The following is a 22,768-nucleotide window of genomic DNA, read 5'->3' as shown; positions in this document are numbered from 1 at the left end:
GGCGGGCGCGGGTGCGGCGGCAGGAGCCGGAGCGGGTGCGGCCACAGGGGCGGCAGCAGGAGCGGCGACGGGAGCGGCCACGGCAGGGGCTGCGGCGCCAGTTCTCTCAACACTGACGTTGTAGACCTTGCCGTTGACGGTCACATTGTAATTCATAGCTTCTTTTCCCCTTTACATTAGTTTGTTCCAGCACTTCAGGAGCCGGAACGCGGCCTTTCGCTCCTCCCCCCACCGTATTGCATGGGAGGAGGGACGAAATTGGGAACATTATACCATTTTTCTGTGAGAAGTGTCAATATAACTTTAGACAGGCTTCACACAATTGAACGATTTTTTTACAGCACTTCGGCTATGTTGAGGTTTTTTCTTACAGCACGTCGGCGAAGGCCTGAATGGCGGTGCTGGCCTGGCCGAAGTCCCGCATCTGCTGGTCCACGCCCAGCTTGATGTGGGGGATCCCGGCGGCGTCCAGAGCTTTCTTCAGATAGGGGTACTCCATCTCCTCGGGGTCGCAGAACTGCTGCATAAACAGCACCAGACCCTGGGCGCCCGAGTCCTTGATCTGCTTGACCACAAAGTCCGCCCGGCGGTTCTGGTTGGAGAACTCGTCATAGAGCAGGATATCATAGTCCTGGTCGGCAAACTGCTGGGCCAGCGCCATCATGGGGTCGCCGGTCTCGGCGGCGTCCACCCGGATCATACGGCTCTCGTGGGCCACGTCATCGGCGGCAATTGCAATCTGATTGTCGTCGAAAATCTGGAGCAGCTTGGGATTGTCGCAGATAATACCGGAGGTAAGAATCTTTTTGCCCTTCCACTCGCTGGCAGGCAGTGCGGCCAGCTCTTTGTTCAGCTGCTCCAGCTTGGCGGTGTGATCGTCCTTAATCATAAACCAGGCGGAGCGCAGCACAGCGGACCGGGCCACGGCGGACACGGCCTCGGGGTGCTGGCCGGCCAGCTTGACAAATTCACGGCGGGCAGCGCGGCTGCGGTTATAGACCTTGATGGTCTCCCGCAGAGCCTCGTCGGTGATGGTGTTGCCGGAAATCTTCTCCAGCTCGCCCTTCACGTGCTGGTACTGGTCCATGGTAAACTGGAGGCCGAAGGCGGGCTTGCGCTGCTGGGGATGGGCCAGGAAGATGCAGGGCAGCTTATCCTTCATGGCAACCCGGAAGTTCTGGCTCATGGGGCGCAGGGTGTCGCAGATGGTGGGAGTAATCAGGCCATCCAGGTCGTCCAGGGTCCCGTCCAGCAGCATCTCCAGGGCCAGCTGGGCGATGGTGCAGTAGAAGGTAGCGCAATACTCCTTGGCCATGGAAATGGTCTTCTTGTTGCTGCCCCAGATGCCCATGGGCACCATACCGGCGGCATACACCAGCTCCTCGGGAGCGTAGTAGGGCAGAACGCCGATGACCTTCTTGCCCTCAGCCTTGAAGGCCTTAATCTGACGGCCAGGATGCTCGGAAATCTCCGCAAATTCGTTCAACAGTACCTCAATGCTCATCTCTCAGCCCTCCTTGTTCTCGGCGTTGGCCTCCATGGCCTCCACCAGGCCCTGGACGCGGGTCTCATACTGGGCCTCGTTGAAGTTGCGGGGGTCGGCCTGGTCGCCGTCGAAACCGGCGCAGGGGATGCCCAGGTCCTCGGTAAAGCGGCGCTGCATCTCGGCCATATAGCCAGACCAGGGCTTGCAGGAGCGGTTGTAGTGGACCAGCACGCCGTCCACCTTGTTGTCCTTACAGATACCCTCGCGCCAGGACACGCCCTGCTCGATGCACACCGAGTTGGGAGCCTTGTAGTAGGCCCGGACCATCTCGTCCATATTGTTGTACACAAAGCCGAAAGCGGGGGCGTACACCACGGCGGTGACGTTGACGCCGTGCTCCTTCAGGGGCTTGAACAGATTGGGCAGCTTGGGCCAGCAGGGGATGCCCTCGAACATGACCCGGTACTTCTCGGGGAAGGGCGTGGTGGTCTTGCCCACCTTCACGGCCTCGGCCAGGTCCTTCTCCAGCTGCTCAAAGGCCTCGGCGGCCTGGACCCGGCCCCGGGCGGTGACCACGTCGGCCATGTGGTTGAACAGGTCGAAGCCAGAGTAGGGGGCGGGCTTATACTGGAGGTAATCGCACACCCGCAGCCAGGCGCTGGCGGTGCGGTTGGCGTTGGCACAGGCCTCCTCAAACTTCTTCTCGTCAAATTTCTTGCCGGTCAGCTCCTCCAGCTGCTTGATGGCGTGGTCGAACTGAGCCCGGACATAGGCCACATTAGTGTCGTGGACCTCCACAGTGTTGTTGTAGGGAATGTCGATCATAATCAGGGGAACGTTGCACATACGGGCGATATTCTCGTACCACTTGGTCATGCAGTTGCAGATATTGTTGCAGCACAGCACAAAGTCGGGCTGGGGCATCTGCATCTGGCGGTAGGGCTTGATGGCGGCCCGGCGCAGGTCCTTCTCCTTGCCGTCGGGGAGGGCCTCGATCTCATAGATGTCGTCCAGGACGGTGTAAGGCTGCATGGTCTTGGGGTCCTTCTTGGGCTTGCCGGTCTCGGGGTCGATGACCACCTTGCCGTTCTCGTCCTTCAGGGGCTTGCCGCTGTTGGGGTTGATGACATACTCGCCGGTCTCCAGGTCCACCTTGCGGCTGGCCCGCTTGCCGGCGGCGTAAGCCAGGGAGATTCGGGCATAACCGCAGATGTCGTTGTCAAAGCCCAGGTCCTCAGCGGCCTGACACATAATTTCGCCGTCCCGGTTGGCGGCAATGCCGGCGGCCTGGTTCTCGGGGTACATCACGTTCAGCCCAAAGGCCTCGGCCAGCTCGCAGGGGAACTTGGAGCTGGACCAGCCCACCAGCTTGCCCTCTTTCTTGGCAACCCGGGCGTCGGCGTACACATCCTCGACCACCTTGCGCAGCGCCAGTACGCCGGGGCTAACTTCTTTTGCCATGGTAAACTCCTCCTTTATTGTTTTTCTCATTCAATACCTTTACGATCCCTTTGATCCCCAGAAAAGTGCCCATACCAGTTAATGCAACAACGAGTGCAGGGGAAATACGGGAAAACAAGCTTGGATCCGATATTCCGTCCGCAAGAAGCAATGCGCCCAAACAGCCCACCGCTAACTGAATAATCGGCAGGAGCAATTTTGCAGTCACTTCCTTCATATGCTCTGCTGGCCACTCCCGGCACATTGCACGGCCCTAGATTGTAGTGTTTGTAATGACCGGCTTCCCGTTCTCATCCAGGAGGACTGTCAGCCCTCCGGCGCTTCCATCGTGACGCCAGACATAGTTCACACCGGTTTGGGTGTCTACCCAAATCTCAAAGGTAGTCAAAACGCCCTGGCTGTAAATCTTTTGGAAACGATCCACTTTGTGTCACTTCCTTATTTGTCCTTAATGAATACACTCATTCCAGCAAGCACCAGTACTGCAAAACCGCCGGTAAGCAAAATCACCCAATCCTTACCTATTGCCGCTGTCACCACACTCAGCAACGCAGCAAACAGAAGCATAGTGATATGGAGCAGGACTGTTTTCATGATTTCTGTGCCTTTTGATACTTCTGATAGGCAAACAGAGCGGCGCCCAGGGCTCCGTTGTACTGGGTGAGGGGCGAGGTGTGGATCTCCCGTCCCAGGGCCTCCTGGAGGGCGTTGACCACACCGCTGTTCTGGGCCACGCCGCCGGTCATCACCACCTGGTCCTGGACTCCAATGCGGTGGGCCAAACCGGCCACACGGCTGGCCACCGACTGGTGGATGCCGTTGATAATGTCCCGCTTGTCGGTGCCCATGGACAGCTGGCTGATGACCTCGCTCTCGGCGAAGACGGTGCAGGTGGAGCTGATGCCCACATACTTGGTGGACTGGGCCCCCAGCTCTCCCAGCTGCTCCACGTCCACCTCCAGCACCCGGGCCATCACGTCCAGGAACCGGCCGGTACCGGCGGCGCACTTGTCGTTCATCTGGAAGTTGGTCATTACGCCGTTTTCAACCCGCATGACCTTCACGTCCTGGCCGCCGATGTCGATGACCGTGCGCACCTCCGGGAAGAGGAAAGCCGCCCCCTTGGCGTGGCAGCTCAGCTCGCTCATCTGGCTGTCGGCGAACTCCTCCAGAGAGTTGCGGCCATAGCCGGTGGCCAGGATAAAGGACATCTCCTCCCGGGCCTTGCCGGCCTCCTGGAGCACCTGGTCAATGGCCCGCTGGGGGCCGCTGGTGCCCGCTCCTACATCAATTAGGGATTTGGCCACAATCTCTCTGCCGTCGCAGAGCATAATGCACTTGGACGCGGTGGAACCGATGTCGATTCCCAGGGTGTAGATACTCATAGTGTCGCTTCTCCTAATTTCATGTGGTTGTGTGCAGGGACCGGCGGCCCGCCCCCTGCACACAGATCATGCAGGTCTTATTTGTGCCCGTCGTCGTAGTCCTTGATGGTGCGCGGCAGCAGCATCTGGTGGAAGGGGCAGATGGAGGCTGGATTCTGGTAGCAGGAGTCGGCGAAGGCCACGATGTAGTTGCGCATCATGGGCATATCCACCACCTCGTCCACCAGGCCGGCCTGGGCGCAGAACAGGGGCTGAGACTTCACATTGTAGTCGTCGATGAGGGCGTTCATCTTGTCGATAGTGGGCTGGAGGTCCTTGCCCGCCTTCTGGTCCTTGGCCAGACGGCCGGTGTACATGGCGTTGGCGGCGGTCTTGCCGTTCATCACGTTGATCTCGGTGGCGGCAGTGCCCAGAGAGAAGGCGTTGTTGTCGTTGCCCTGGGGGCCGCCCAGGACGTAGTGGGCGGCGGCGGTGCCCCGGCGCAGGGTGATCTCCATCATGGGCAGGCCGGAGGACTGGATGGAGTAGATCAGGGACTGGCCCAGACCCAGCAGCTCGGCCACCTCGGCGTCGTCGCCCACGTCAATGCCGGTGGTGTCCTGGATCCAGATCATGGGCAGGCGGTCGCGGGCGCAGAGGGTTACGAACTCGTTCATCTTAATCAGGCCCTGGCGGTACAGCTTGCCGCCCGCACCCATAGCCTGACCGTACTTGGCCATCTTATACTCGGGGTAATTGGGGAACACGCCCTGCTGGTTGGCCACCACGCCCACCAGAAGACCGTCCACCTTGGCGATGCCGGTGATCATCTCGGGGCCGTAGCCCTTCTTGTACTCCATGAACTGGCTGCCGTCGAAGAGGCGGCCCAGGACGGAGTACATATCATAGGGACGGTTCTTGTTGTTCAGCACCAGGTCGTACAGCTCGATATCCGACATGGCGGGGGACTGGGGGGTGTCAACTCGGAAGAACTCCAGGTCGAAGGTGGGCAGCATATCCACGTACTTCTTGATGCCGGCAATGACCCCCTCCTGCTCAGTGTAGACCTCACGGAAGAAGCCGGTCTCGCCGTAGTGGATGGACACGGAGCCAGGAGGATCGGCGCGCAGCCCCTTGGTGGCCTCGATCTGGGCCAGAGCCGCTTCCATATCCACGTGGGGCTTGGGGTTCATGCCGCCCACGATGCCGGCGCCGCCCACGGCCATGTTGGCCTTCTGGTGGGCCACCAGCACGGTGGGGGAGATGGAGTGATAGCCGCCGCCGGCGGGGTTGGTGCCGTGGATGCCCACGATGACGGGGATGCCCATCTGGTTCAGCTCAGAGTTGCGGTAGAAGGGGGTTCCGCCGCCCCGGCGGTTGGGGTACACCTTCTCCTGCTTGTCCAGCTCCACACCGGCGCACTCCAGCAGGTAGATCAGGGGGATGCGCAGCCGCTTGGCGGTGTCGCTGCCCCGGAGCAGATTGTCCGCCTGACCAGGGACCCAGGTACCGGCGTGCTTCTTGTTGTCGCTGGCAATGATGCAGCACCACTTGCCGTTGACCCGGCCCAGGCCCTTGACAATGGAGGTGGAACCGTTCTTGTTGTGCTCGGGATTGTACAGGCTGTTCAGGGGGCACCAGGTGCCCTCGTCCACCAGCAGGGCAACCCGCTGCATGGCGGTGAGCTGGCCCTTGGCGTTCATGTCCTCGTCCTTCTTGCCGCTGGACAGGGCCTCCACAATGTGGGCGTGGATGTCGTCCTCAATGGCCCGCAGCTCATTGACGTTCTCCGCATTGGCCCGCACGGCCTTGCCCACCGTGGGCATATTCTGGAAATACCGGGGCATGGAATAATTACCCAATGTAAACTCCTCCTAATTTTTCGTATGGGGACCGCCCGCAGGGGGCGGTCCCTGCCCTGTTTTACTCCTTGGGGATCTTGATAAAGGCCTGACCGGGGTCGATCTCCTCCCGGATGATGCGCAGGATCTCCTGGTCGGGGTCGGGGAAGACCTCCGCCTTGGAGCAGTCGATTTCAAAGCCGGTGTTCTCCTGGACGATCTCGGGGGTGACGCCGGGGAACATATAGGCGCAGTACATCCGCTTGGTCTGCTCGTCAAACTTCATGATGCCCAGGTCGGTGACCACCATCTGGGGTCCCCGGTTGCCGGGCAGGCCCACCTTCTCCCGTCCGCCGGGGCCGTCCATCCAGCCGCAGGAGGTGATGTAGTCCACCTTCTCGATAAAGCGGCGCTTCTGGTGCTGCATCATAATGATGGTGTTGCAGTAGGTGGCAATGCCGTTGGCGCCGCCGGAGCCGGTGAAGCGGGTGGTGGGCTGGAGATAGTCCCCCTTGCCGAAGATGCAGGTGGAGTTGACGTTGCCGTAGGGGTCGATCTGAGCGCCGCCGATGAAAGCCACCAGGCGGTCCTCGTTGTGGAGCCACTCATTGGCCTCAAAGCCGATGAAACGCACATTGGGCCACTGGACGGCGCAGTGGGCCATAAAGCGGTTGTCGCCCACGGAGCGGGGAACCTCCACAGGGGAGCAGTCCATCAGGCCGCTCTCCACGATGGGGTGGCAGGAGGGGCACACCACCCGCTTGGCCAGGGAGGCGCCGATGAGGGGAAGGCCGGTGCCCACGATGACGATCTGGTTCTCCTTGATGTTCTTGGCGATGGCGTAAGCCTGCCGCTCCTGCTTGGTGATCTTATACTCAGCCATTTTACTGTACCTCCCTGTTTATTAGTGGCGGGTGGAATAGCCCAGATGGGGCTCGTTCTTCAGCCGCATAAGGCGATAGCCGCCGATCTTGTCCAGCAGCTCGCTGTGGTCCTTCACGCTGTAGACCCACTTGTCCAGATAGTCCTTAAAGGTCTCGGGGATGGCGGTGCCGGAGGCGGCATCGTCGGCGGCCTTCTGGGCCTTGGCGGCGGCAGCGGCGGCCTTCTCGTCCCCGGGCTTGGCCTCGGCGGCCTTCTGAGCCTTGGCGGCGGCCTTGGCCAGCTGGGCCTTGGCGTCCTCGGCGTCCTGATACTTGGAGGCCTTGTCATACTCCTTCAGACCGGCGTCGTCGTCGTCATAGTAGTCGTAGCACTGGGAGGGCCAGGCGCCGTAGGGGGTCCAGACCACGGCCTGGACGCACTCGCCGAAGATGCGGGTCTTGGTGGGGTCGCGGCGGATGTACTCGTCGCTCACCAGCTCCTCGCAGGTGACGATGGTCTTGCGGGCGGCCACAGCGATGTCGATGTCGTGGAACTCGTCGCCGCAGATGATGCAGGTGCCGTCGGGGCTGGCCTGCTGGACGTGGATGATGGCGGTGTCAATCTTAGGCACGGGGACGGCCACCACCTTCTGGCCGGGGACCAGGGGGTTGTCGATCTCAACGCACTTCAGGTCCTCCAGCTTGGCCATGGTCTTGCGCTTCTCCTCGCTGATGCCCCAGTACTTCATCAGGCCGGAGCCCTGCATCAGCCGGACGGGCAGGAAGGGCAGGCCCAGGGAGGCGGCGTGAAGCATGAGCATCAGCACGTCCTGGGAGTAGTCCTCGTAGGTGAGCTCGCCCTTCTCGATGGCAGCGCGGAACCGGCGGGAGACGTTGGTGTAGCCGGAGTTGGCGGTGTAGCAGTTGATGTACGCCTGGACCCGGCCCTCGCCGATGAGCATATCGATCTCGCCGCCGCCGGGGCCGGCATAGGCAATGAAGTCCTTCTTGCCCTGGCGCAGGATCTCCGACACTGTGGCATAGGGCTTGCGGTTGGTGGTAAATCCGCCGATTGCAAGAACGTCCCCGTCTTCGACGAATTTCGCCACGGCATCATGCAAGGAATATACTTTGTTCATGGTAATACCCCCGTTACAAAAGATTTTTTGGATTCTCTTTTCTCGTGAATTGTCAAGGTTCCACAACGCGCCATTTCACGATAGCTATTTTATCATAAAATTCACATTTGGTCTACCCTGTAATTTCGCATAAAGTTTGCATATCTTGACCTGGCGTGATATAATGGAACCCCTGCGGGGATGAGAGGTCCGGCCTCTCCTTCCTTCCGCCGCGTTTTACTTGAAAAGAAAGGGGAAGTTTCCATGCAAAACGTGGAATTTCACCTGGAATTGAACCATAACGCCACCTGGAATATGAGCCGGCTGCACTTTCACGACCACTGCGAGCTGCTCCTCCCCCTGGTCAGTCCGGGGAACATTTTCGTCAATGACCAGGTCTACCCTCTGCGCCGGGGGACGCTGTATCTCATTGGGGAGAACACCCTCCACCGCACCATGGCCGAGGGCTTCCACGCCCGGTATGTGCTCCATATCAACAAAAAATCCCTGGCACAGCTGTCGACCCCCCAAACTGATCTGACCCAGCTGTGCTCCGCCTCCTTCCGCCGTTCCGAGCTGAAGAGCGGAGCAATGACTGAGATCATCGAGCTGTTTCAGGCCCTGGAGCGCAACAAAAACGACGGTTCCTTCGGCAGCGATATGCGCCAGACCATCGCCCTGCTCCAGCTGCTGATGCGGGTTGCCCCCCTCCTCAACATGGCCGACGCCGGAGAATCCATCCACAACAAGGACTTTCTCCGGGTCGCCCCCATTCTGGACTACATCCGGGACAACCTGTCGGAGCCCCTCACTCTGGACCAGATTGCCGGACAGTTCTACATCAGCAAGCACTACCTGTGCCGGGTCTTCAAGGCCGCCACCGGCTTTTCCGTGATGGAATACATCATCTACAGCCGGGTCCTCAAGGCCCGGAGACTCCTTCAGGAGGGGGTCAGCGTCCAGCAGGCGGGGGAGCTGTCCGGCTTCTCCGACAACTCCCACTTCATCCGCACCTTCGGCCACCTCACCGGTCTCACCCCCGGAAAGTACGCCAAGGAGTACCAGTCCGGAGAGCAGGTGCTGATTTAGCCGCCCCGGCTCTGTGTCAATATCCGCCAATTTCCCGTTCCATATTGTTTTATGTCCATATGCACAAAGGACCTCTCCCGGTTTCTTCCGGAGGGAGGTCCTTGTTTCGCACTGTTTCGTATCAAAGGCAGCTCTAATCTCTGGGCTGCCGGTAAAACTTGCCCACCACCTGCTGGGTGCGCAGCACATTGACGAAGGCTTTGGGGTCGGAGTGGCGGATCTTTCGCGCCAGGGAGCGCACCTCGCTGTCGGCCACCACCGAGTAGATCATCACGCAGGGGTCCCCGTTGTACAGACCTACCCCCTCGATGAGGGTCGCGGTGTGGTGGGTATCCTGAATCTGGGCGCACACCCCTCCGGCGGACTCCCGGCCGGTGACGATCAGCAGAGTTGCCCGCCGTCCGTCCGGATCCAGCATCTTCACCACCTGAGTGGAGGCGTATTGGTAGAACATGGAGTACAGCGCCTTATCCCAGCCGAAAAGATAGCCGGCAATGGCCAGGAGCACCACATTTCCGCACAGGATGTAGTTCCAGGCGTCCACATTTTTCCGCTCCGACAGGGCAATGGCAATAAAATCAGTCCCGCCGCTGGTCACCCGGACCCCCAGGCACAGACTGACCGCAAAGCCGTTAATCATGCCGCCGAAGATGGAGATCAGCAAAATATCCTCCGTAATGTCCAGGGCGGGCACCAGGTCGGTGAAAATACTGGTGAGAACAATGGTGAGGCAGGAATACAGGGTGAACCGTTTGCCCACCAGCTTGAAGCTGATGAAGGCGGGCACGGCGTTGAGGGCCAGGTTGATGGGGCCGAAGGGCAGCTCGACCCCGGCAAATTCCAGGCTGCACCGCTGAATCAGGCGGGTGATGCCGGTAAAGCCGCCGGGAAACAGGTCCCCCGCCGCCACAAAGCTCTTCAGGTTGACCGCCACGATGAGAGAGGAGGCGGTGATGACCAGGACCCGGATCACAAACTCCTGGAGCCGGGCCTGTTGGGTATTTTGAATCATGGAAGCTCCTCTTTACTTGGCCTCAGCCAGAATATCAGCGTTTTTCATAAAATACTCCACTCCGGAGTAGATGGTCGTCAGCACAATAATAGCGGTGCAGATCTGATTGACAATTTCCGGCAGGGGCAGCAGCATGAGAATCACGCACACCATGGTAGCGGCGGTTTTCACCTTGCCTGACCAGCCTGCGGCGATGACCCGGCCCTTGTCGGCGGCCACCATACGCAGCCCGGACACGCCGAACTCCCGGACAATGACAATCAGCAGCGCCCAGGCGGGCATCTGGCCCACCTCCACAAACCACAGCATGGCGGCGGTGACCAGGCACTTGTCGGCCAGGGGGTCCATGAACTTGCCAAAGTCGGTGATCTGGTTGTAGTGCCGGGCAATGTAGCCGTCCAGGGTATCAGTGACGCTGGCGGCGGCGAAGATGGCCAGGGCCCAGTAGTTGGCATAGGGCACATCTAAGTACAGCACCAGCAGAAAGGCCGGGATCATGACAACCCGCAGGATGGTCAGCTTATTGGCTGTATTCATTTTGTTTCGCCTCCTTGATTTTCCGGGATGTACTCCATCATGTCCCCGGGCTGACATTGCAGGTATTCGCACAAATAGCCCAGCGTCCGGGTGTCCACATGGCCGGTCCCCGTCCGCATGGATTCCATTGCGGAAACTCCAATGACCTTATCTCTCCGCAGCTGATACTTCGTAATCCCCTTTTCCTTCATCAGCGCAAACAACTTATCATAAACAAACGGCATGGTGGTCTCCTTTGTATGATTCTATCATATTAATTGCGCACTGAAAACCGTGCATATTGTACAAAACCGCAGACTCAAAGTTGGTCATTCTGCGGCTTGACGCAGCACGTTATTCAGTGTACACTGTACTCAGTCCTCAATCTCCCCCGTCAGGTCCCCGTCGGAGACTCCGGTGATACGCACATTCACAAACGCCCCGGCGGGTACCAGTCCGGCGGCAGTGAACAGGACCCGTCCGTCGATCTCCACCGAGTCGGCGTAGGTACGTCCCGCGTAACAGCCCGCCTCCGGGTCGAAGCCCTCGCACAGCACCTCCATCACGGTACCCAGCCGCGCCTCGTTGTATTCGTCCATGATCCGGGACTGCAAATCCACCACCAGCTCGACCCGGCGGGCGGCGGTGTCCGGGTCCACCTGGTCCTCCATGGCGGCGGCCAGGGTTCCCTCCTCCGGGGAGAACTGAAAGACGCCCACCCGCTGGAGCTTCTGCTCTCTCAAAAATTGGCACAGCTCCTCAAATTCTGCCTCACCCTCCCCGGGCAGGCCGCAAATCAGAGAGGTACGAATAACCACGTCGGGCACGGCGGCGCGCAGTCCGGCAAAGAGAGACTCCAGCTCTGCCCTGGTGTTCCGGCGGCGCATCCGCTTCAAAATGGCGTCGTTGCAGTGCTGGATGGGGATATCCAGGTAGTGGAGGATCTTGGGCTGGCTGGCGATGGTCTCGATCAGCTTGGGGGTAATGGCCTCCGGATAGAGGTAGTGGAGACGGATCCAGTGAAAGTCCAGCTTGCACAGCTCATTCAGCAGCTGGGCCAGGCTCGTCTTCTCCTCCAGGTCCAGGCCGTAGCGGGTGATATCCTGAGCAATGACAATCAGCTCCTTGGCCCCGGCATCTGCCAGCCGTTTCGCTTCCGCCAGCAGGGCCTCCGGAGTCCGGCTGCGGTACCTGCCCCGGAGCTTAGGAATGATGCAGAAGGCACAGCCGTTGCTGCACCCCTCGGCAATCTTCAGGTAGGCGGTGTAGGGGGGCGTGGTCACCAGCCGCTCCCCGTCCTCATAGGTACGGTGGATGTCGGCAAAATATTCCGGCCGCTCCCCCGCCATCAGCGCCTCCACGGCGGGCACCACATCGGTGTAGCTCCCGGTGCCCAGCAGGCCGTCCACCTCGGGCAGCTCGGCGCGGATCTCCCCGGGGTAGCGCTGGCTGAGACAGCCCGTCACCAGCAGCTTCTTCAGTCGGCCGGCCTTTTTCAGCTCCCCCAGCTGGATGATGTTGTCAATTGCCTCGCTCTTGGCCGACTCGATGAAGCCGCAGGTGTTCAGCACCGCCACATCGGCCCCCGCCGGCTCCCCGGTGACAGTGTGCCCTGCCTGACGGCAGAGAGCCATCATCTGTTCGGTGTTCACCAGGTTCTTGGCGCAGCCCAGAGAGATAAACGCAATTTTGTATGGCATGGTATCGCTCCAATTCCACGAAATTTTTCTTACAGCGCGGCCGCCTGTGTCTCCGCTCCGGCATAAGTCGGCCAGTCGGGCTCGTAGGCCTCGTTTGCCTGATTGCCCCAGAGGGTCCACCCCTCCCGCCGTCCCCGGGCAAAGAGCTCCAGGTAGGGGCCGGGACTGCACGCCTCAATTAAAGCAATCATTTCATCCGGTTTCCGGGAATGTTCCCGTTTTTGCGAGCGCACCAGATTTACCTGGGTACGCGCCGGAGCCAATGTTCGAATACTGCCGCCGCGTACGCCAAACAACAGCATCTCTGTTACATTGCGGAAATAAAATCCCACACCTCGTCCATCCGGGCCGCCATCCTTGTGGACTTTTTCCCAGATAATATTCGTCTTATACTGAAAGCCCCATGCTTTCATAACCTCCAGCCCTTCCGGCAGCAGCGCATTGGGAACCCACAGATACAGGTGGCTGTGTTCCTCTGTGACATCCGCAACCGGGAGCTTTTTAATATCCTCCAGCTTCATGGTTGGATACCGGTTCAGCCGCTTGTGCTCCGGCGCCATTTTTCCGGTGCGGTTTTGAAACTGCCAGGGTGGATCCGCCAAAATTGTCTTGAATTTCTTCCCTGCGCAAAACTCGATCAAATCATGTTTTTCATGGTACAAAACGTCTTTTTCTAACATGATAGTTCACCTTTCCAGTCAGAAACTGTTTTTGGCGTCAGGCCGACTACCAGCAGCGGACACCCACCATGCCGGCGGGCGCGAAGGCGAGGCAGCAGCTTGCCCGTCCAAGTGGTACTGGCTCCATATTTTTTCTTGATATCACTGCCCAGTTCAGAAAAAATCTGATTCATCGACTCGTCACGTGTAATAATCACACCGCAGGAAATGACGCCGCACTCATAAAAAGTTCGAAAAGCGTACAAATCCCGGTCAAAGGTCTGGTCTTTGCTGTTCCATTCCATATCAACGGCAACCCGGCCCTTAACGTAGTCGATTTTATGTCCGCTGATAAAGTCCTCCAGCACAAATTTCCGGCCTATCTCTTTTAGCTTCTTACCCTCCAGCAGTCGGATATGTAAATCGCCTGAAATTTCTGTCTCTTTCCAATCCCTCTCCTTGAGTAATTTGCTCAGCTTCTTGGGGATTTTAGATTCGTTTCCGCCTTTTTGCTTAATATCCTTCAGCGTTATTTCAAATTTCTTCAGTGTTTTTACAATATCCTTAAATTCCTTTGGACAGGTTTGGGTCAGGATTTCAACCCCGCCGTTAAAGTTATAAAATTTATACTTATCAGCAATACTCTCTGGAATCAGTGTTTCCCATTGCGCCATCATGCCCCTCCTTTATCGCTCTCCCCGCCAAGTGGGGTCGTCGGTAAAGCCCAGAAGGTAGTCAGCGGAGACCTGGTAAAATTCGCACAGCTGATGAAAGCGGTCCAGATTAGTGCCGCTTTTTCCATTTTCAATGTCACTAACTTGTGTTCTGGTAACGTGCAATAACTCCGCAATCACCTTTTGAGAGAATCCTTTTTGTTCTCTCAGTGCAAGCAGGCGACTTCCAAATAAACTTTTATCAAGCATAAAAAACCTCTTGACAACGTAGATTGATTCTGATATTATATGACGTAGATTTATTCTACGAATGGAGGAACTTTATATGGAAAACTTCATATCCGCCCTCTACGCCTACGTCTGTGAGCACACCCCGGCAATTCAAAACGACCCGGAGCACGAACAAGCCCTCCAAGCATACATGGAGATAGAGGAGGAAGTCAAGGAAAAAATCGGCAGCGACCTTCTGTACAAGTACCAGTGTGCGGAGTCAGCCGTCTCCCATCAGTGGGAGGTGGCGGTTTTTCTCCAGACCCTGCGGTTCAGCCACCGCTTTCTGTTGGAAGTGCTGAACTAATCCCAGACCTCCATGCCATACCGCCGGAGGCCGTCGCTGATTTCAGACCAGGAGAAGCCCCGGCGGGCCAGAGCGTCAGAGGCCCTTTTGATCTCTTTGGGGTCCCGGCTGCCCTTCAATTTTTTCTCCAAAAAGGCGTCGATGGCCGGGGCGTGGTCCTCCACCTGGGACAGGGCCTCCTCCCACAGCTCCCTGGGGATGCCCCGGCGGTAGAGCTCATCCCGCAGCTTGCGCTGACCAAAGCCCTTCCCCGCGTAGTGCCGCACAATGCGCCCGGCGTACTCCGGCTCGTTGAGGTAGCCCAGTTCCTCCATCCGGTCACAGATGGCCTCCGCCTCCTCCTGACTGGCCTCCCACTCCAGCAGTCTGCGCTCCAGCTCCTTCCGGGATTGGGGCTTTCGCATGAGCAGTTCAATGGCCTTGCTCTTCAATCCGCTGCGGCGGGCGGCGTCCAACAGGCGGACAGCTTCCTCCTCCAACAGCTCTCTGCCGGCGTAAAGGGCGAAGCTCACCACCTCGCCCTCGCCTATGCGCAGAATGGACCCGTCCTCCATGACCGCCAGCCATCGGCCCTCCACTCGTTTGGAGGGCTTTAATTCTTGAATTATCATGGTAATATCTCCACACAGCAGGGGGCAGCGGCCTCCCGGTCAAATGGCGCAGCTTTTATTCCCCGTCCGCCGGGGCGCCGTCGTCGAAGTCGTCGGCAGCCACATCCACTGCGCGGCCCGCAGCCTTGGCGGCAATCTGGGCCTGCTTGCTCATCAGCTTGAAGGCGTTGGCCCGGACCTGAGCCTCCACGTCGGCGGCCACCTCCGGGTTGTCCTTCAAATACTGCTTGGCGGCGTCCCGGCCCTGGCCAATGCGGGTCTCTCCCATGGAGAACCAGGATCCCGACTTCTGGATAATGTCCAGCTTCACCGCCAGGTCCACCATCTCGCCCCACTTGGAGATGCCTTCTCCATAGAGGATCTCAAACTCCGCCTCCCGGAAAGGGGGCGCCACCTTATTCTTCACAATCTTGGCCCGGGTCCGGTTGCCGACAATCTCGGTGCCGTTCTTGATGGCCTCAATCTTGCGTATGTCGATGCGCACGGAGGAGTAGAACTTCAGCGCCCGGCCGCCGGTGGTCACCTCCGGGTTGCCGTACATCACTCCCACCTTCTCCCGCAGCTGGTTGATGAAGATGACGATGCAGTTGGTTTTGGCGATGGAGCCGGCCAGCTTGCGCAGGGCCTGGCTCATCAGACGGGCCAGCAGACCCACGTGGCTGTCGCCCATGTCGCCCTCGATCTCCGCCCGGGGGGTCAGGGCCGCCACCGAGTCCACCACAATCACGTCGATGGCGCCGGAGCGCACCAGGGCCTCGCAGATCTCCAGGCCCTGCTCCCCGGTGTCGGGCTGGGAGATGAGCATGGAGTCAATGTCGACCCCCAGCGCCCGGGCATAGCTGGGGTCCAGGGCGTGCTCTGCGTCGATAAAGGCCACCTCGCCCCCCCGCTTCTGGGCCTCGGCCACAATGTGGAGGGCCAGGGTCGTCTTGCCGGATGACTCGGGCCCGTAGATCTCAATGATCCGTCCCTTGGGGACGCCGCCGATGCCTAGGGCGATGTCCAGCGACAGGGAGCCGGTGGGAATGGAGTCCACCACCACGCCGGTGTTCTCCCCCAGGCGCATAATGGAGCCCTTGCCATAGGTGCGCTCGATCTGGGCCATAGCGGTCTCCAGTGCCTTTTTCTTATCGGAAGCCGGCGCGGCCGACTCAATCATGGGTTTCTTCGATGCCATGTCAATCATCCTTTCCCGCCGGCCCGTCCGGGGCTCCGGCCTCTAACTGTCCCATATATTACCCTCTGACCGGTCCCATAAACCGGACTATTCCTCCACCCACTCGTCCCAGTTCTTCATCCAGGGAATCCCATTCCACAGCTCGCCGGTGCGGATAAAGTACTCAATGGCAGTCATCACCGCCTCCTTGTCCGCGGTAGTGGTCTCCCGAAAGATGATAGACTGGCCGTCAGAGCAGCCGATATCCGTCTCCTCGTCAGAGCCCAGATACTCCGGGTCATAGGTGGACCACCAGGCCCCCTCCTCTCCTGCCAAGCCCTCGTGCCGGACATATCCCAGGGAATACAGAGTCCCATCGCCCTCCAGATTTATGTAGCACTCTTCCAGGTCCTCGTCGTCTGAGAGGAAGAGGTCCGTCCACTCCCCTTTGCGCAGCTTCATCATAATCTTCTGAACGCTGTCCGGCGTGATCTCTCTGGCCGTGCCGGGCCAGTGGACACAATATTTGACAGAAATCCCCTCCGGCATAGCCGCCGGGACCTCGGCCACAGGGATAAACGATCTGTGCTCAATACACCGTCTCATCTCCGAAATCTCCCCATCTAATTGTTGACCGTCCCCTCCACCACCCGGAGGATATTCTGGGTGTCGGGCAGGGTCTTCACATCCTCGTAGCCGCTCTGAACGAGAATGGCCTCCACATCAGGGGCCTGTCCAATGCCCACCTCAAAAATCAGGACGCCCCCCAACCGCAGGGCCGACTTCCATTTCTCGGCCACCGCCCGGTAGAAGTCCAGGCCGTCGATCCCCCCGTCCAGGGCGATCCGGGGCTCGTAGTCCTTGACCGAGGTGTCCAGCGCCGGAATGTCCCCGCTGGGGATGTAGGGCGGGTTGCACACAATGGCGTCAAAGTCCCACAGGGCGGAGCTGGGCGGCTCCAGCGCGTTCACCGACAGACAGGTGACCCGGGCGTTCAGCTCACACCGGCGCACGTTCTGTTTGCACACCCGCAGCGCCCCCTCGGACAGTTCTCCCAGCACCACCCGGCACTCCGGCGCGTTGGAGGCAATGGCCAGACCTACGCAGCCGCTGCCGGCGCACAGGTCCAAAACCCGGGCCCCCTCCCCCGACTCTCGGGCCTTGAGGATGCCCCGCTCCGCCAGCAGCTCGGTGTCCAGCCGGGGGATAAGCACGTCCCGGGAGACATCCAGCGTCAGGCCGTAAAACTCCCACTCCCCGATGATGTAGGCCACCGGCTCCCCGGCCAGGCGGCGCCTTACCAGCTCCTCCACCCGGCGCTCCAGCTCGCCGGAGGCGTACAGCGACATATCCCGGTAAAACTGCTCCCGCGTCTTGTCGGCGGCAAAGCAGATGATTTCCCGGGCCTCCAGCTGAGCGGACTCCACCCCCGCCTTTTTCAGACGGGCGCGGGTATCCAGAAACAGATTGTTATAGGTGGTGGCCATTGAATCACCTTCCTGTTGTATTTAAAGAGGTATCTTGTGTTACCACGCGTCCGCGCCCTTCTCCTCGGGCAGAACCAGCTCCAGCGCCTTGATCCCCACCTCGATCATGGAGTCGTCCGGCTCGAAAGTGGTAAAGTTTTGCAGCCACAGCCCCGGCGCGATAAAAAACCGGGTTATGGGGCCGTCGTGCCGTCCCGCCCAGCGGTTGATCTCATAGCTGACCCCCACAATCACCGGCAGCATGGCCAAATGGGCCAGGAAGCGGAGGAAGGGGTTATACACCGGCCAGATGGCAAAGACCACCGTGGACACCAGAATGGAGATGGCAATGACCATAAACAGAAAGCTGGTGCCGCACCGGGGGTGGTGCCGGGGCTGAACGCGGACATTCTCCACCGTCAGGGGCAGGCCGGCCTCGTAGCAGAAAATGGTCTTGTGCTCCGCCCCGTGGTAGGAGAAGACCCGCTTCATCTCTCCCATCCGGGAGCACAGCGCCAAGTAGGCCACAAAAATCAGAATTTTCAGCAGACTCTCCGCCAGGTTCCGGGCCAGCATGGAGGGGGTCAGGAGGGTCACAGCCGTCCCCAGCAGGGTTGGCAGGAGGAAAAACAGGCCAATGGACATGGCCATTCCTAAAATCACCGCCACGGTGGTAATCAGCGCGGTAAATTTCTCGCTGCCCAGCTTGTCATTGAGCCAGCGCTCAAATTTGGAGGGCTCTTCCTCCTCCTCGTCCTCGGGAAAAAACTGGGCGGAGAACATGAGGGCGGTGACGCCGTTGTACATGGAGTCGGTAAAATTGACCACCCCCCGAATCAGGGGCCAGCCCAGAACGGGGTGCTTGTCCTTGATAAATCGGAGTTCCTTCTCCTCCACTTCCAGCTCGCCGTCGGGCTTGCGGACCACCACGGCCTGCTTTTTGGGGCCGCGCATCATAATGCCCTCGATCAGGGCCTGTCCGCCGCACATGGTTTTAAACTTGGGGCACTCGCAGTTTTGCTTGGACATTTGGGGTTCTCCTTTGATATTGGATGTTTTATATTGTATCAGCCCCGCCGTCAGATTTCAACCGGCAGGCAGATGGTAACCAGAAATCCGCCGCCCGGGGCGTTGCCCACAGCCAGGGCCCCCTCGTGGCGGGTCACGATCTCCTCGCACACGGCCAGACCAATGCCGGAGCCCCGGGCCTTGGAGCTGCCCTTGTAGAACTTGTTTTTTAAAAAGGGCAGCTCCTCCTCCGGCGCGCCCGGCCCGTAGTCGCGGATCCGGACCACGGCCTTCGGTCCCTCCTGGAAGAGGGAGACGTCAATGCGCTTTCCCGCGCCGCCGTGCTTGGCCGCGTTGTCCAGCAGATTGCAGAACACCTGACGCAGCCGCTCCGGGTCGCCGGAGACGGGGATCATCTCCTCCGGCCCGTCGGTGTACTCCAGGGTTATGCCCTCTTTGCGGAAGAACTCGGTGTAGGTGTACACCGCATCCTCCAGCTCCGCCTTCAGGTCCAGGGGCTCCACCGCCAGGGTAAAGCGGCCGTCCTCAATGCGGGAGAACTCCAGCAGCTCCTCCACCATGTTGCCCAGCCGCTTGGACTCGGACACGATAATGCCCATGCCCTTGCGGATGTCGTCGGCGGAGCGGCACTCCCCGTTCTGGATGGTCTCCGCCCAGCCGGTGATGGCGGTGAGGGGGGTGCGCAGCTCGTGGGAGACGGAGGAGATAAACTCGCTCTGGGTCTTCTCCGACTGCCGGATTTTTAAGGACATATCGTTAATGGCATCGGTGAGCTCGCCAATCTCGTCGTCGAATTTTTTCTCGATCTGGACGCCGTAGCTGCCGTCGGCGATGACCCGGGCAATCTCGGTAATGCCGGCCAGCGGCTCCACAATGGAGCGGACGAAGTAGAGGTTGGAGAAGTAGACCATGGCGAAGATGGCCAGAGCGATGGCGGCAATGACCGTCATGGCAAAGATGAACTGCCGGTCGATGCCGGACAGTGAGGTGACGTAGCGGATGACCCCCACCACCTCGCCCTGGTAGATCACTGGGCAGGAGGCCGCCAGAATACGCTCGCCGGTGTCCGGGTCCCGCCCCTGCCAGGGCTGGGCGCTGCGCTCGCTCAAGGCCTGCTGAATGTCCGGAGTGCTGGGGGTGCTGCCCGCCGTCAGGTCGTTGCCCGAGTAGAGCACCGCGCCGGAGGTGTCCAGAAACTGGAGCTCCAGCTTGCTCTTGTCCTCGTAGCTGCTCACCGTCTGCTGGGCCGCCGCCCGGTAGTCGGAGCGGGTGTACATCCGGAAGCCGTTGGCCGAAGAGGTGGCCTTGCGCATCAGGTCGTCCGCCGTGCCGCTGTAGTAGTAGCTCCACAGCATCGCCGCAAACGCCCCCACCGCCAGCGTCAGAATCAGCAGCACAATCGCCACACTGTTCAGCAGCCACCGCCGCCGGATGCCCCGGATCTTGACCTGATCCTGTATCTTGGTCGCCTTCGCCATCCCTCTTCACCTCCCTCTTTATCTTCCTTTTTCTTTGAAAAGAAAAAGGAAGCGAAAACGAAACTTTTCGCGCAAAACTCCGCTGCGCTCCATTTTGCGCCCCGCGCCCGCCTGCGGACGCTCTGAAATCCCTCAGCCCTCCCCTTCTAAAATGGGGAAAAAGGATTGGCATATTCTTTAATTACGACAAAACTCTCTTGTACGCGCAGGGAAAAAACAGAGCAAAGCGGAGTTTTTCCAAAAGTTTTTTCCTTGCTTCTTTCTTTTTTACAAAAAAGAAAGAAGATTAGGAGCCCCACTTGTAGCCGTAGCCCCAGACGGTGTTGACGAAGGTGGGCTTCTGGGCGTTGTCCTCGATTTTAATGCGCAGGCGGCGGATGTTCACGTCCACAATTTTCAGCTCTCCGAAGTAGTCCTTGCCCCAGACGGTATCTAAAATCTCCTCCCGGGACAGGGCCTTTCCGGGGTTCTCCATAAACAGCTTAACGATGGAGTACTCCACCTGAGTCAGCTTGACCCGCTGGCCGTTCTTCTCCAGGGTCCGGTTGCGGGTATTGAGCAAAAAGGGCGGGTCGCTGATCTCATCGGGAGAGACGGCGGCCTCGTCCCCGCCGGTGCGGCGGTAGAGGGCGTCCACTCTGGCGGTGAGCTCGGCGGGGGAGAAGGGCTTGGTGACATAGTCGTCCGCCCCGGTCATCAGGCCGGTGACCTTATCCATCTCCTGGGTCCGGGCGGTGAGCATAATAATACCGATTCGGTTGTCCATTGCCCGCAGGCGGCGGCAGACCTCAAAGCCGTCGATGCCGGGCAGCATAATATCCAGCAGAGCCACCTTAATATCCGGATTATCCCGAACTGCCTCCAGGGCCTCCTCGCCGGTGCCCGCCTCTACTGTCTGATAGCCCGCCCGCTTCAGGTTGATCACCACAAAGCTGCGGATATTTTCCTCGTCCTCCAGGACCAGAACCTTTCGCATGGACTGTTTCCTCTCTTCCTGATACTTTGCAGGGCCCGCCTGCCATAATGGGGAATCCCCTTACTTACTCATTGTACCAGCTGCGCTGGATGGTATTGAACCGCTCCAGCAGATCCAGCTCATCCAGGCCGCTGTTCCAGCCGTTTTCGTGGAAGCGGGCGGCGTAGATAATATTTTCCTCCTCCCGAAGGACGACCCAGTTCTCCTCTACGCTGGAGCTGCGTCCGCTGTTGGACACCCGATAGACGCTGAGGAAGGGCCGGGGCTCCTCCTCGTCCCCCCGCCAGAGGGAGAAGACCACTTCCCGCCGGCCGGTAACCTGGTCATTGCGGGAGATGGTGATCTGGTCCCGCCAGCTCTCGGGAATCTCCAGATACCAGCCGTCGCTCATGTTGTGGTAGGTGGTGAGCACATGGTTGCGGTGGCCCCGCTCGTCGTACTGAGCCCAGTCAATGAGCCAGAAATTGCTGGAGGCGCTCTCCCCGTAGCTTGGCAGCTGGTAGGGGGAGGGCAGCTCGGCCACCTCATCCTGGTTCACGTCGGTGGGGTTAATCTCGGTATAGCCCTGAATGACCTCCCGGCTGACGCCGGCGTCCCCCATGGCCACATTTTTAAACTCCCCCCGCACATAGGCCACCACGTCGATGGCCCGGCTCCCGTCGCTCAGGGTGCTGGTGACGTAGAGGGCGGGCTGGTCGTACTCCCCGGCCAGATAGTTGGTGCGAATGCGGTTAATAGAGGTAATGCCGGTGGACAGCTCCGCCAGGGCCACCGACTCCAGCGCCCCGTCCTGCCAGCCGTAGAGCTCCACCTGACTGCTCAGGCCGCTGGCGTCCATCCGGGTTACCAGCACCTCGGTGCGGGTATCCAGGTCCATATCCAGCAGACGGCAGCCGCTGGAGCTGTCGCTGGCCACACTGCACCGGGTCAGCAGCAGCTCATTCCCCGCCAGCTCAGCGCGGCTCCTGCCGCGGTTCACCGCCGGAGGGGCGTTCACCGTCTCCTCATCCGGGATATCCACTCCGTCCAGAGTGTACACCCCCAGCTGATAGGCGCCGGTGTTGATCTGCCAGTTCACCGCCAGCTCCTTGCGGCCCTCGCCGTTGATCTGGGCGTAGTCGATGGCGTGGATGGCGCTGGCCTCCCCCTCCACCACGCCGGTGACCACGTATTCCTCCCCAATCTGGGTAAAAATGTATATTTTAATAGGCTTTTCAATGCCGGGGACCCGAAGGAAGGTGACCGCGCTCTCCCGCCGTCCGTCTCCGTCCAGGTCCTGGAGCTGGATATTGGCGGTGTTGTCCCCCGACAGGATGGTCGCATCCTCCACCCGGACGCCAAACTCCGACTCCAGTCCCATACGTACCACGCGAATGGCGTTGTTCAGCTTCTCGTAGCCTACCGACCGCTCCGGCTGACGGTACAAATCGTCCGGAGAACGAAACAGACAGCCGCCAAGCAGCGCCGTCATAACCAGCATCACAGCCAGCACAGCCCACTTTCGCCTCAAACTGTCCGCCTCCTTCCGGCAATCTATCCACTCCATACTGGTGGTACTTATCATCATACCACAAATCGCAAAAAAAGCCATAGGTTTTTTCAGATTTTCCCCAGTTAAATAAATATCCCCCGGCGAAGCCGGGGGTATTTCATATGCGGGCAAAGCCCTATGTTACTAGCAAGCGCGTCCCG

General features: G+C 59.6%; 26 protein-coding genes and 1 pseudogene. 2 read left to right on the top strand and 25 right to left on the bottom strand.

Annotation, left to right across the window (positions count from 1 at the left end; all coding sequences use genetic code 11):
• The 10 genes and pseudogenes from D1646_RS23460 to D1646_RS19390 form a co-directional block, all read right to left on the bottom strand.
• Positions 1-156: pseudogene (locus D1646_RS23460) on the bottom strand (acetyl-CoA carboxylase biotin carboxyl carrier protein subunit); the annotation flags it as partial.
• A gap of 211 nt (positions 157-367) precedes the next feature.
• On the bottom strand, positions 368-1,504 hold the full coding sequence (hgdB, locus tag D1646_RS19430) for a (R)-2-hydroxyglutaryl-CoA dehydratase subunit beta (RefSeq protein WP_160638042.1): 1,137 nt from the start codon (positions 1,502-1,504) through the stop codon (positions 368-370).
• A gap of 3 nt (positions 1,505-1,507) precedes the next feature.
• Positions 1,508-2,947 (bottom strand): (R)-2-hydroxyglutaryl-CoA dehydratase subunit alpha, encoded by a 1,440-nt coding sequence (hgdA, locus tag D1646_RS19425; protein ID WP_160638041.1) that lies wholly within the window; start codon positions 2,945-2,947, stop codon positions 1,508-1,510.
• Positions 2,931-3,164 (bottom strand): hypothetical protein, encoded by a 234-nt coding sequence (locus D1646_RS19420; RefSeq protein ID WP_160638040.1) that lies wholly within the window; start codon positions 3,162-3,164, stop codon positions 2,931-2,933. Before D1646_RS19420 ends, hgdA begins: the two co-directional genes overlap by 17 nt.
• Before the next feature lie 36 nt (positions 3,165-3,200).
• Complete coding sequence (locus D1646_RS19415; protein ID WP_160638039.1) at positions 3,201-3,371, bottom strand: DUF6440 family protein; 171 nt, start codon at positions 3,369-3,371, stop codon at positions 3,201-3,203.
• A 14-nt stretch (positions 3,372-3,385) separates the two neighbouring features.
• Positions 3,386-3,541, bottom strand: a complete 156-nt coding sequence (locus D1646_RS19410; RefSeq protein WP_160638038.1) for a hypothetical protein — start codon at positions 3,539-3,541, stop codon at positions 3,386-3,388.
• The gene (gene hgdC, locus D1646_RS19405) at positions 3,538-4,332 is read right to left on the bottom strand and encodes a (R)-2-hydroxyglutaryl-CoA dehydratase activase HgdC (RefSeq protein ID WP_160638037.1); all 795 of its coding nucleotides are present in this window, start codon (positions 4,330-4,332) and stop codon (positions 3,538-3,540) included. The genes D1646_RS19410 and hgdC overlap by 4 nt, the downstream gene beginning before the upstream one ends.
• 77 nt (positions 4,333-4,409) lie before the next feature.
• Complete coding sequence (locus tag D1646_RS19400; protein ID WP_347565256.1) at positions 4,410-6,158, bottom strand: carboxyl transferase domain-containing protein; 1,749 nt, start codon at positions 6,156-6,158, stop codon at positions 4,410-4,412.
• 76 nt (positions 6,159-6,234) lie between these two features.
• On the bottom strand, positions 6,235-7,035 hold the full coding sequence (gctB, locus tag D1646_RS19395) for a glutaconate CoA-transferase subunit B (protein WP_160638035.1): 801 nt from the start codon (positions 7,033-7,035) through the stop codon (positions 6,235-6,237).
• Positions 7,036-7,056: 21 nt separating this feature from the next.
• Positions 7,057-8,154: a CoA transferase subunit A gene (locus tag D1646_RS19390; protein ID WP_160638034.1), complete on the bottom strand. Its 1,098-nt coding sequence runs from the start codon at positions 8,152-8,154 to the stop codon at positions 7,057-7,059.
• Between the two features lie 243 nt (positions 8,155-8,397).
• Here D1646_RS19390 and D1646_RS19385 point away from each other — a divergent pair, with 243 nt between their 5' ends.
• Positions 8,398-9,222 (top strand): AraC family transcriptional regulator, encoded by an 825-nt coding sequence (locus D1646_RS19385; RefSeq protein WP_160638033.1) that lies wholly within the window; start codon positions 8,398-8,400, stop codon positions 9,220-9,222.
• 133 nt (positions 9,223-9,355) lie between these two features.
• Here D1646_RS19385 and D1646_RS19380 read toward each other — a convergent pair whose 3' ends face one another.
• The 7 genes from D1646_RS19380 to D1646_RS19350 form a co-directional block, all read right to left on the bottom strand.
• A complete protein-coding gene (locus tag D1646_RS19380) occupies positions 9,356-10,234 on the bottom strand; it encodes a YitT family protein (RefSeq protein ID WP_160638032.1) in 879 nt (292 codons plus the stop codon).
• Between the two features lie 12 nt (positions 10,235-10,246).
• Entirely contained in the window at positions 10,247-10,771 is a 525-nt protein-coding gene (pgsA, locus tag D1646_RS19375) for a CDP-diacylglycerol--glycerol-3-phosphate 3-phosphatidyltransferase (RefSeq protein ID WP_160638031.1), read from the bottom strand.
• Positions 10,768-10,995, bottom strand: a complete 228-nt coding sequence (locus D1646_RS19370; RefSeq protein ID WP_160638030.1) for a helix-turn-helix transcriptional regulator — start codon at positions 10,993-10,995, stop codon at positions 10,768-10,770. Before D1646_RS19370 ends, pgsA begins: the two co-directional genes overlap by 4 nt.
• A 129-nt stretch (positions 10,996-11,124) precedes the next feature.
• Positions 11,125-12,450, bottom strand: a complete 1,326-nt coding sequence (rimO, locus tag D1646_RS19365) for a 30S ribosomal protein S12 methylthiotransferase RimO (RefSeq protein WP_160638029.1) — start codon at positions 12,448-12,450, stop codon at positions 11,125-11,127.
• A 29-nt stretch (positions 12,451-12,479) separates the two neighbouring features.
• Positions 12,480-13,130: an MT-A70 family methyltransferase gene (locus D1646_RS19360; RefSeq protein ID WP_160638028.1), complete on the bottom strand. Its 651-nt coding sequence runs from the start codon at positions 13,128-13,130 to the stop codon at positions 12,480-12,482.
• Positions 13,124-13,783 carry a BglII/BstYI family type II restriction endonuclease gene (locus D1646_RS19355; RefSeq protein ID WP_201754769.1) on the bottom strand — a complete coding sequence of 220 codons (660 nt, stop codon included), beginning with the start codon at positions 13,781-13,783 and terminating at the stop codon, positions 13,124-13,126. The genes D1646_RS19360 and D1646_RS19355 overlap by 7 nt, the downstream gene beginning before the upstream one ends.
• Before the next feature lie 12 nt (positions 13,784-13,795).
• Positions 13,796-14,032, bottom strand: a complete 237-nt coding sequence (locus tag D1646_RS19350) for a helix-turn-helix transcriptional regulator (RefSeq protein WP_160638026.1) — start codon at positions 14,030-14,032, stop codon at positions 13,796-13,798.
• Positions 14,033-14,108: 76 nt separating this feature from the next.
• Here D1646_RS19350 and D1646_RS19345 point away from each other — a divergent pair, with 76 nt between their 5' ends.
• Positions 14,109-14,360, top strand: coding sequence for a hypothetical protein (locus tag D1646_RS19345; protein WP_160638025.1), 252 nt, complete (start codon positions 14,109-14,111; stop codon positions 14,358-14,360).
• Here D1646_RS19345 and D1646_RS19340 read toward each other — a convergent pair.
• The 8 genes from D1646_RS19340 to D1646_RS19305 all read right to left on the bottom strand — a co-directional run bounded on the left by D1646_RS19340 (position 14,357) and on the right by D1646_RS19305 (position 22,586).
• Positions 14,357-14,971, bottom strand: a complete 615-nt coding sequence (locus D1646_RS19340) for a regulatory protein RecX (protein ID WP_160638024.1) — start codon at positions 14,969-14,971, stop codon at positions 14,357-14,359. The two genes, D1646_RS19345 and D1646_RS19340, sit on opposite strands and share 4 nt — an antisense overlap.
• 55 nt (positions 14,972-15,026) lie before the next feature.
• The gene (gene recA / locus D1646_RS19335) at positions 15,027-16,148 is read right to left on the bottom strand and encodes a recombinase RecA (protein WP_160638023.1); all 1,122 of its coding nucleotides are present in this window, start codon (positions 16,146-16,148) and stop codon (positions 15,027-15,029) included.
• A gap of 87 nt (positions 16,149-16,235) precedes the next feature.
• On the bottom strand, positions 16,236-16,733 hold the full coding sequence (locus tag D1646_RS19330; RefSeq protein ID WP_160638022.1) for a hypothetical protein: 498 nt from the start codon (positions 16,731-16,733) through the stop codon (positions 16,236-16,238).
• Between the two features lie 17 nt (positions 16,734-16,750).
• Positions 16,751-17,614, bottom strand: coding sequence for a peptide chain release factor N(5)-glutamine methyltransferase (gene prmC, locus D1646_RS19325; RefSeq protein ID WP_160638021.1), 864 nt, complete (start codon positions 17,612-17,614; stop codon positions 16,751-16,753).
• Positions 17,615-17,653: 39 nt separating this feature from the next.
• Positions 17,654-18,622 (bottom strand): DUF1385 domain-containing protein, encoded by a 969-nt coding sequence (locus D1646_RS19320; RefSeq protein WP_243154252.1) that lies wholly within the window; start codon positions 18,620-18,622, stop codon positions 17,654-17,656.
• A 50-nt stretch (positions 18,623-18,672) separates the two neighbouring features.
• A complete protein-coding gene (locus tag D1646_RS19315; RefSeq protein WP_160638020.1) occupies positions 18,673-20,100 on the bottom strand; it encodes a HAMP domain-containing sensor histidine kinase in 1,428 nt (475 codons plus the stop codon).
• Positions 20,101-20,386: 286 nt separating this feature from the next.
• The gene (locus tag D1646_RS19310) at positions 20,387-21,076 is read right to left on the bottom strand and encodes a response regulator transcription factor (protein WP_160638019.1); all 690 of its coding nucleotides are present in this window, start codon (positions 21,074-21,076) and stop codon (positions 20,387-20,389) included.
• A gap of 64 nt (positions 21,077-21,140) precedes the next feature.
• Positions 21,141-22,586 carry a hypothetical protein gene (locus D1646_RS19305; protein WP_160638018.1) on the bottom strand — a complete coding sequence of 482 codons (1,446 nt, stop codon included), beginning with the start codon at positions 22,584-22,586 and terminating at the stop codon, positions 21,141-21,143.
• Positions 22,587-22,768 lie beyond the last annotated feature (182 nt).

The organism is Pseudoflavonifractor sp. 60 (assembly GCF_009911645.1).
Lineage (GTDB): Bacteria > Bacillota > Clostridia > Oscillospirales > Oscillospiraceae > Lawsonibacter.
Note: the sequence above shows the minus strand (reverse complement) of the source record. Positions and strands in the feature narration are given on the sequence as shown.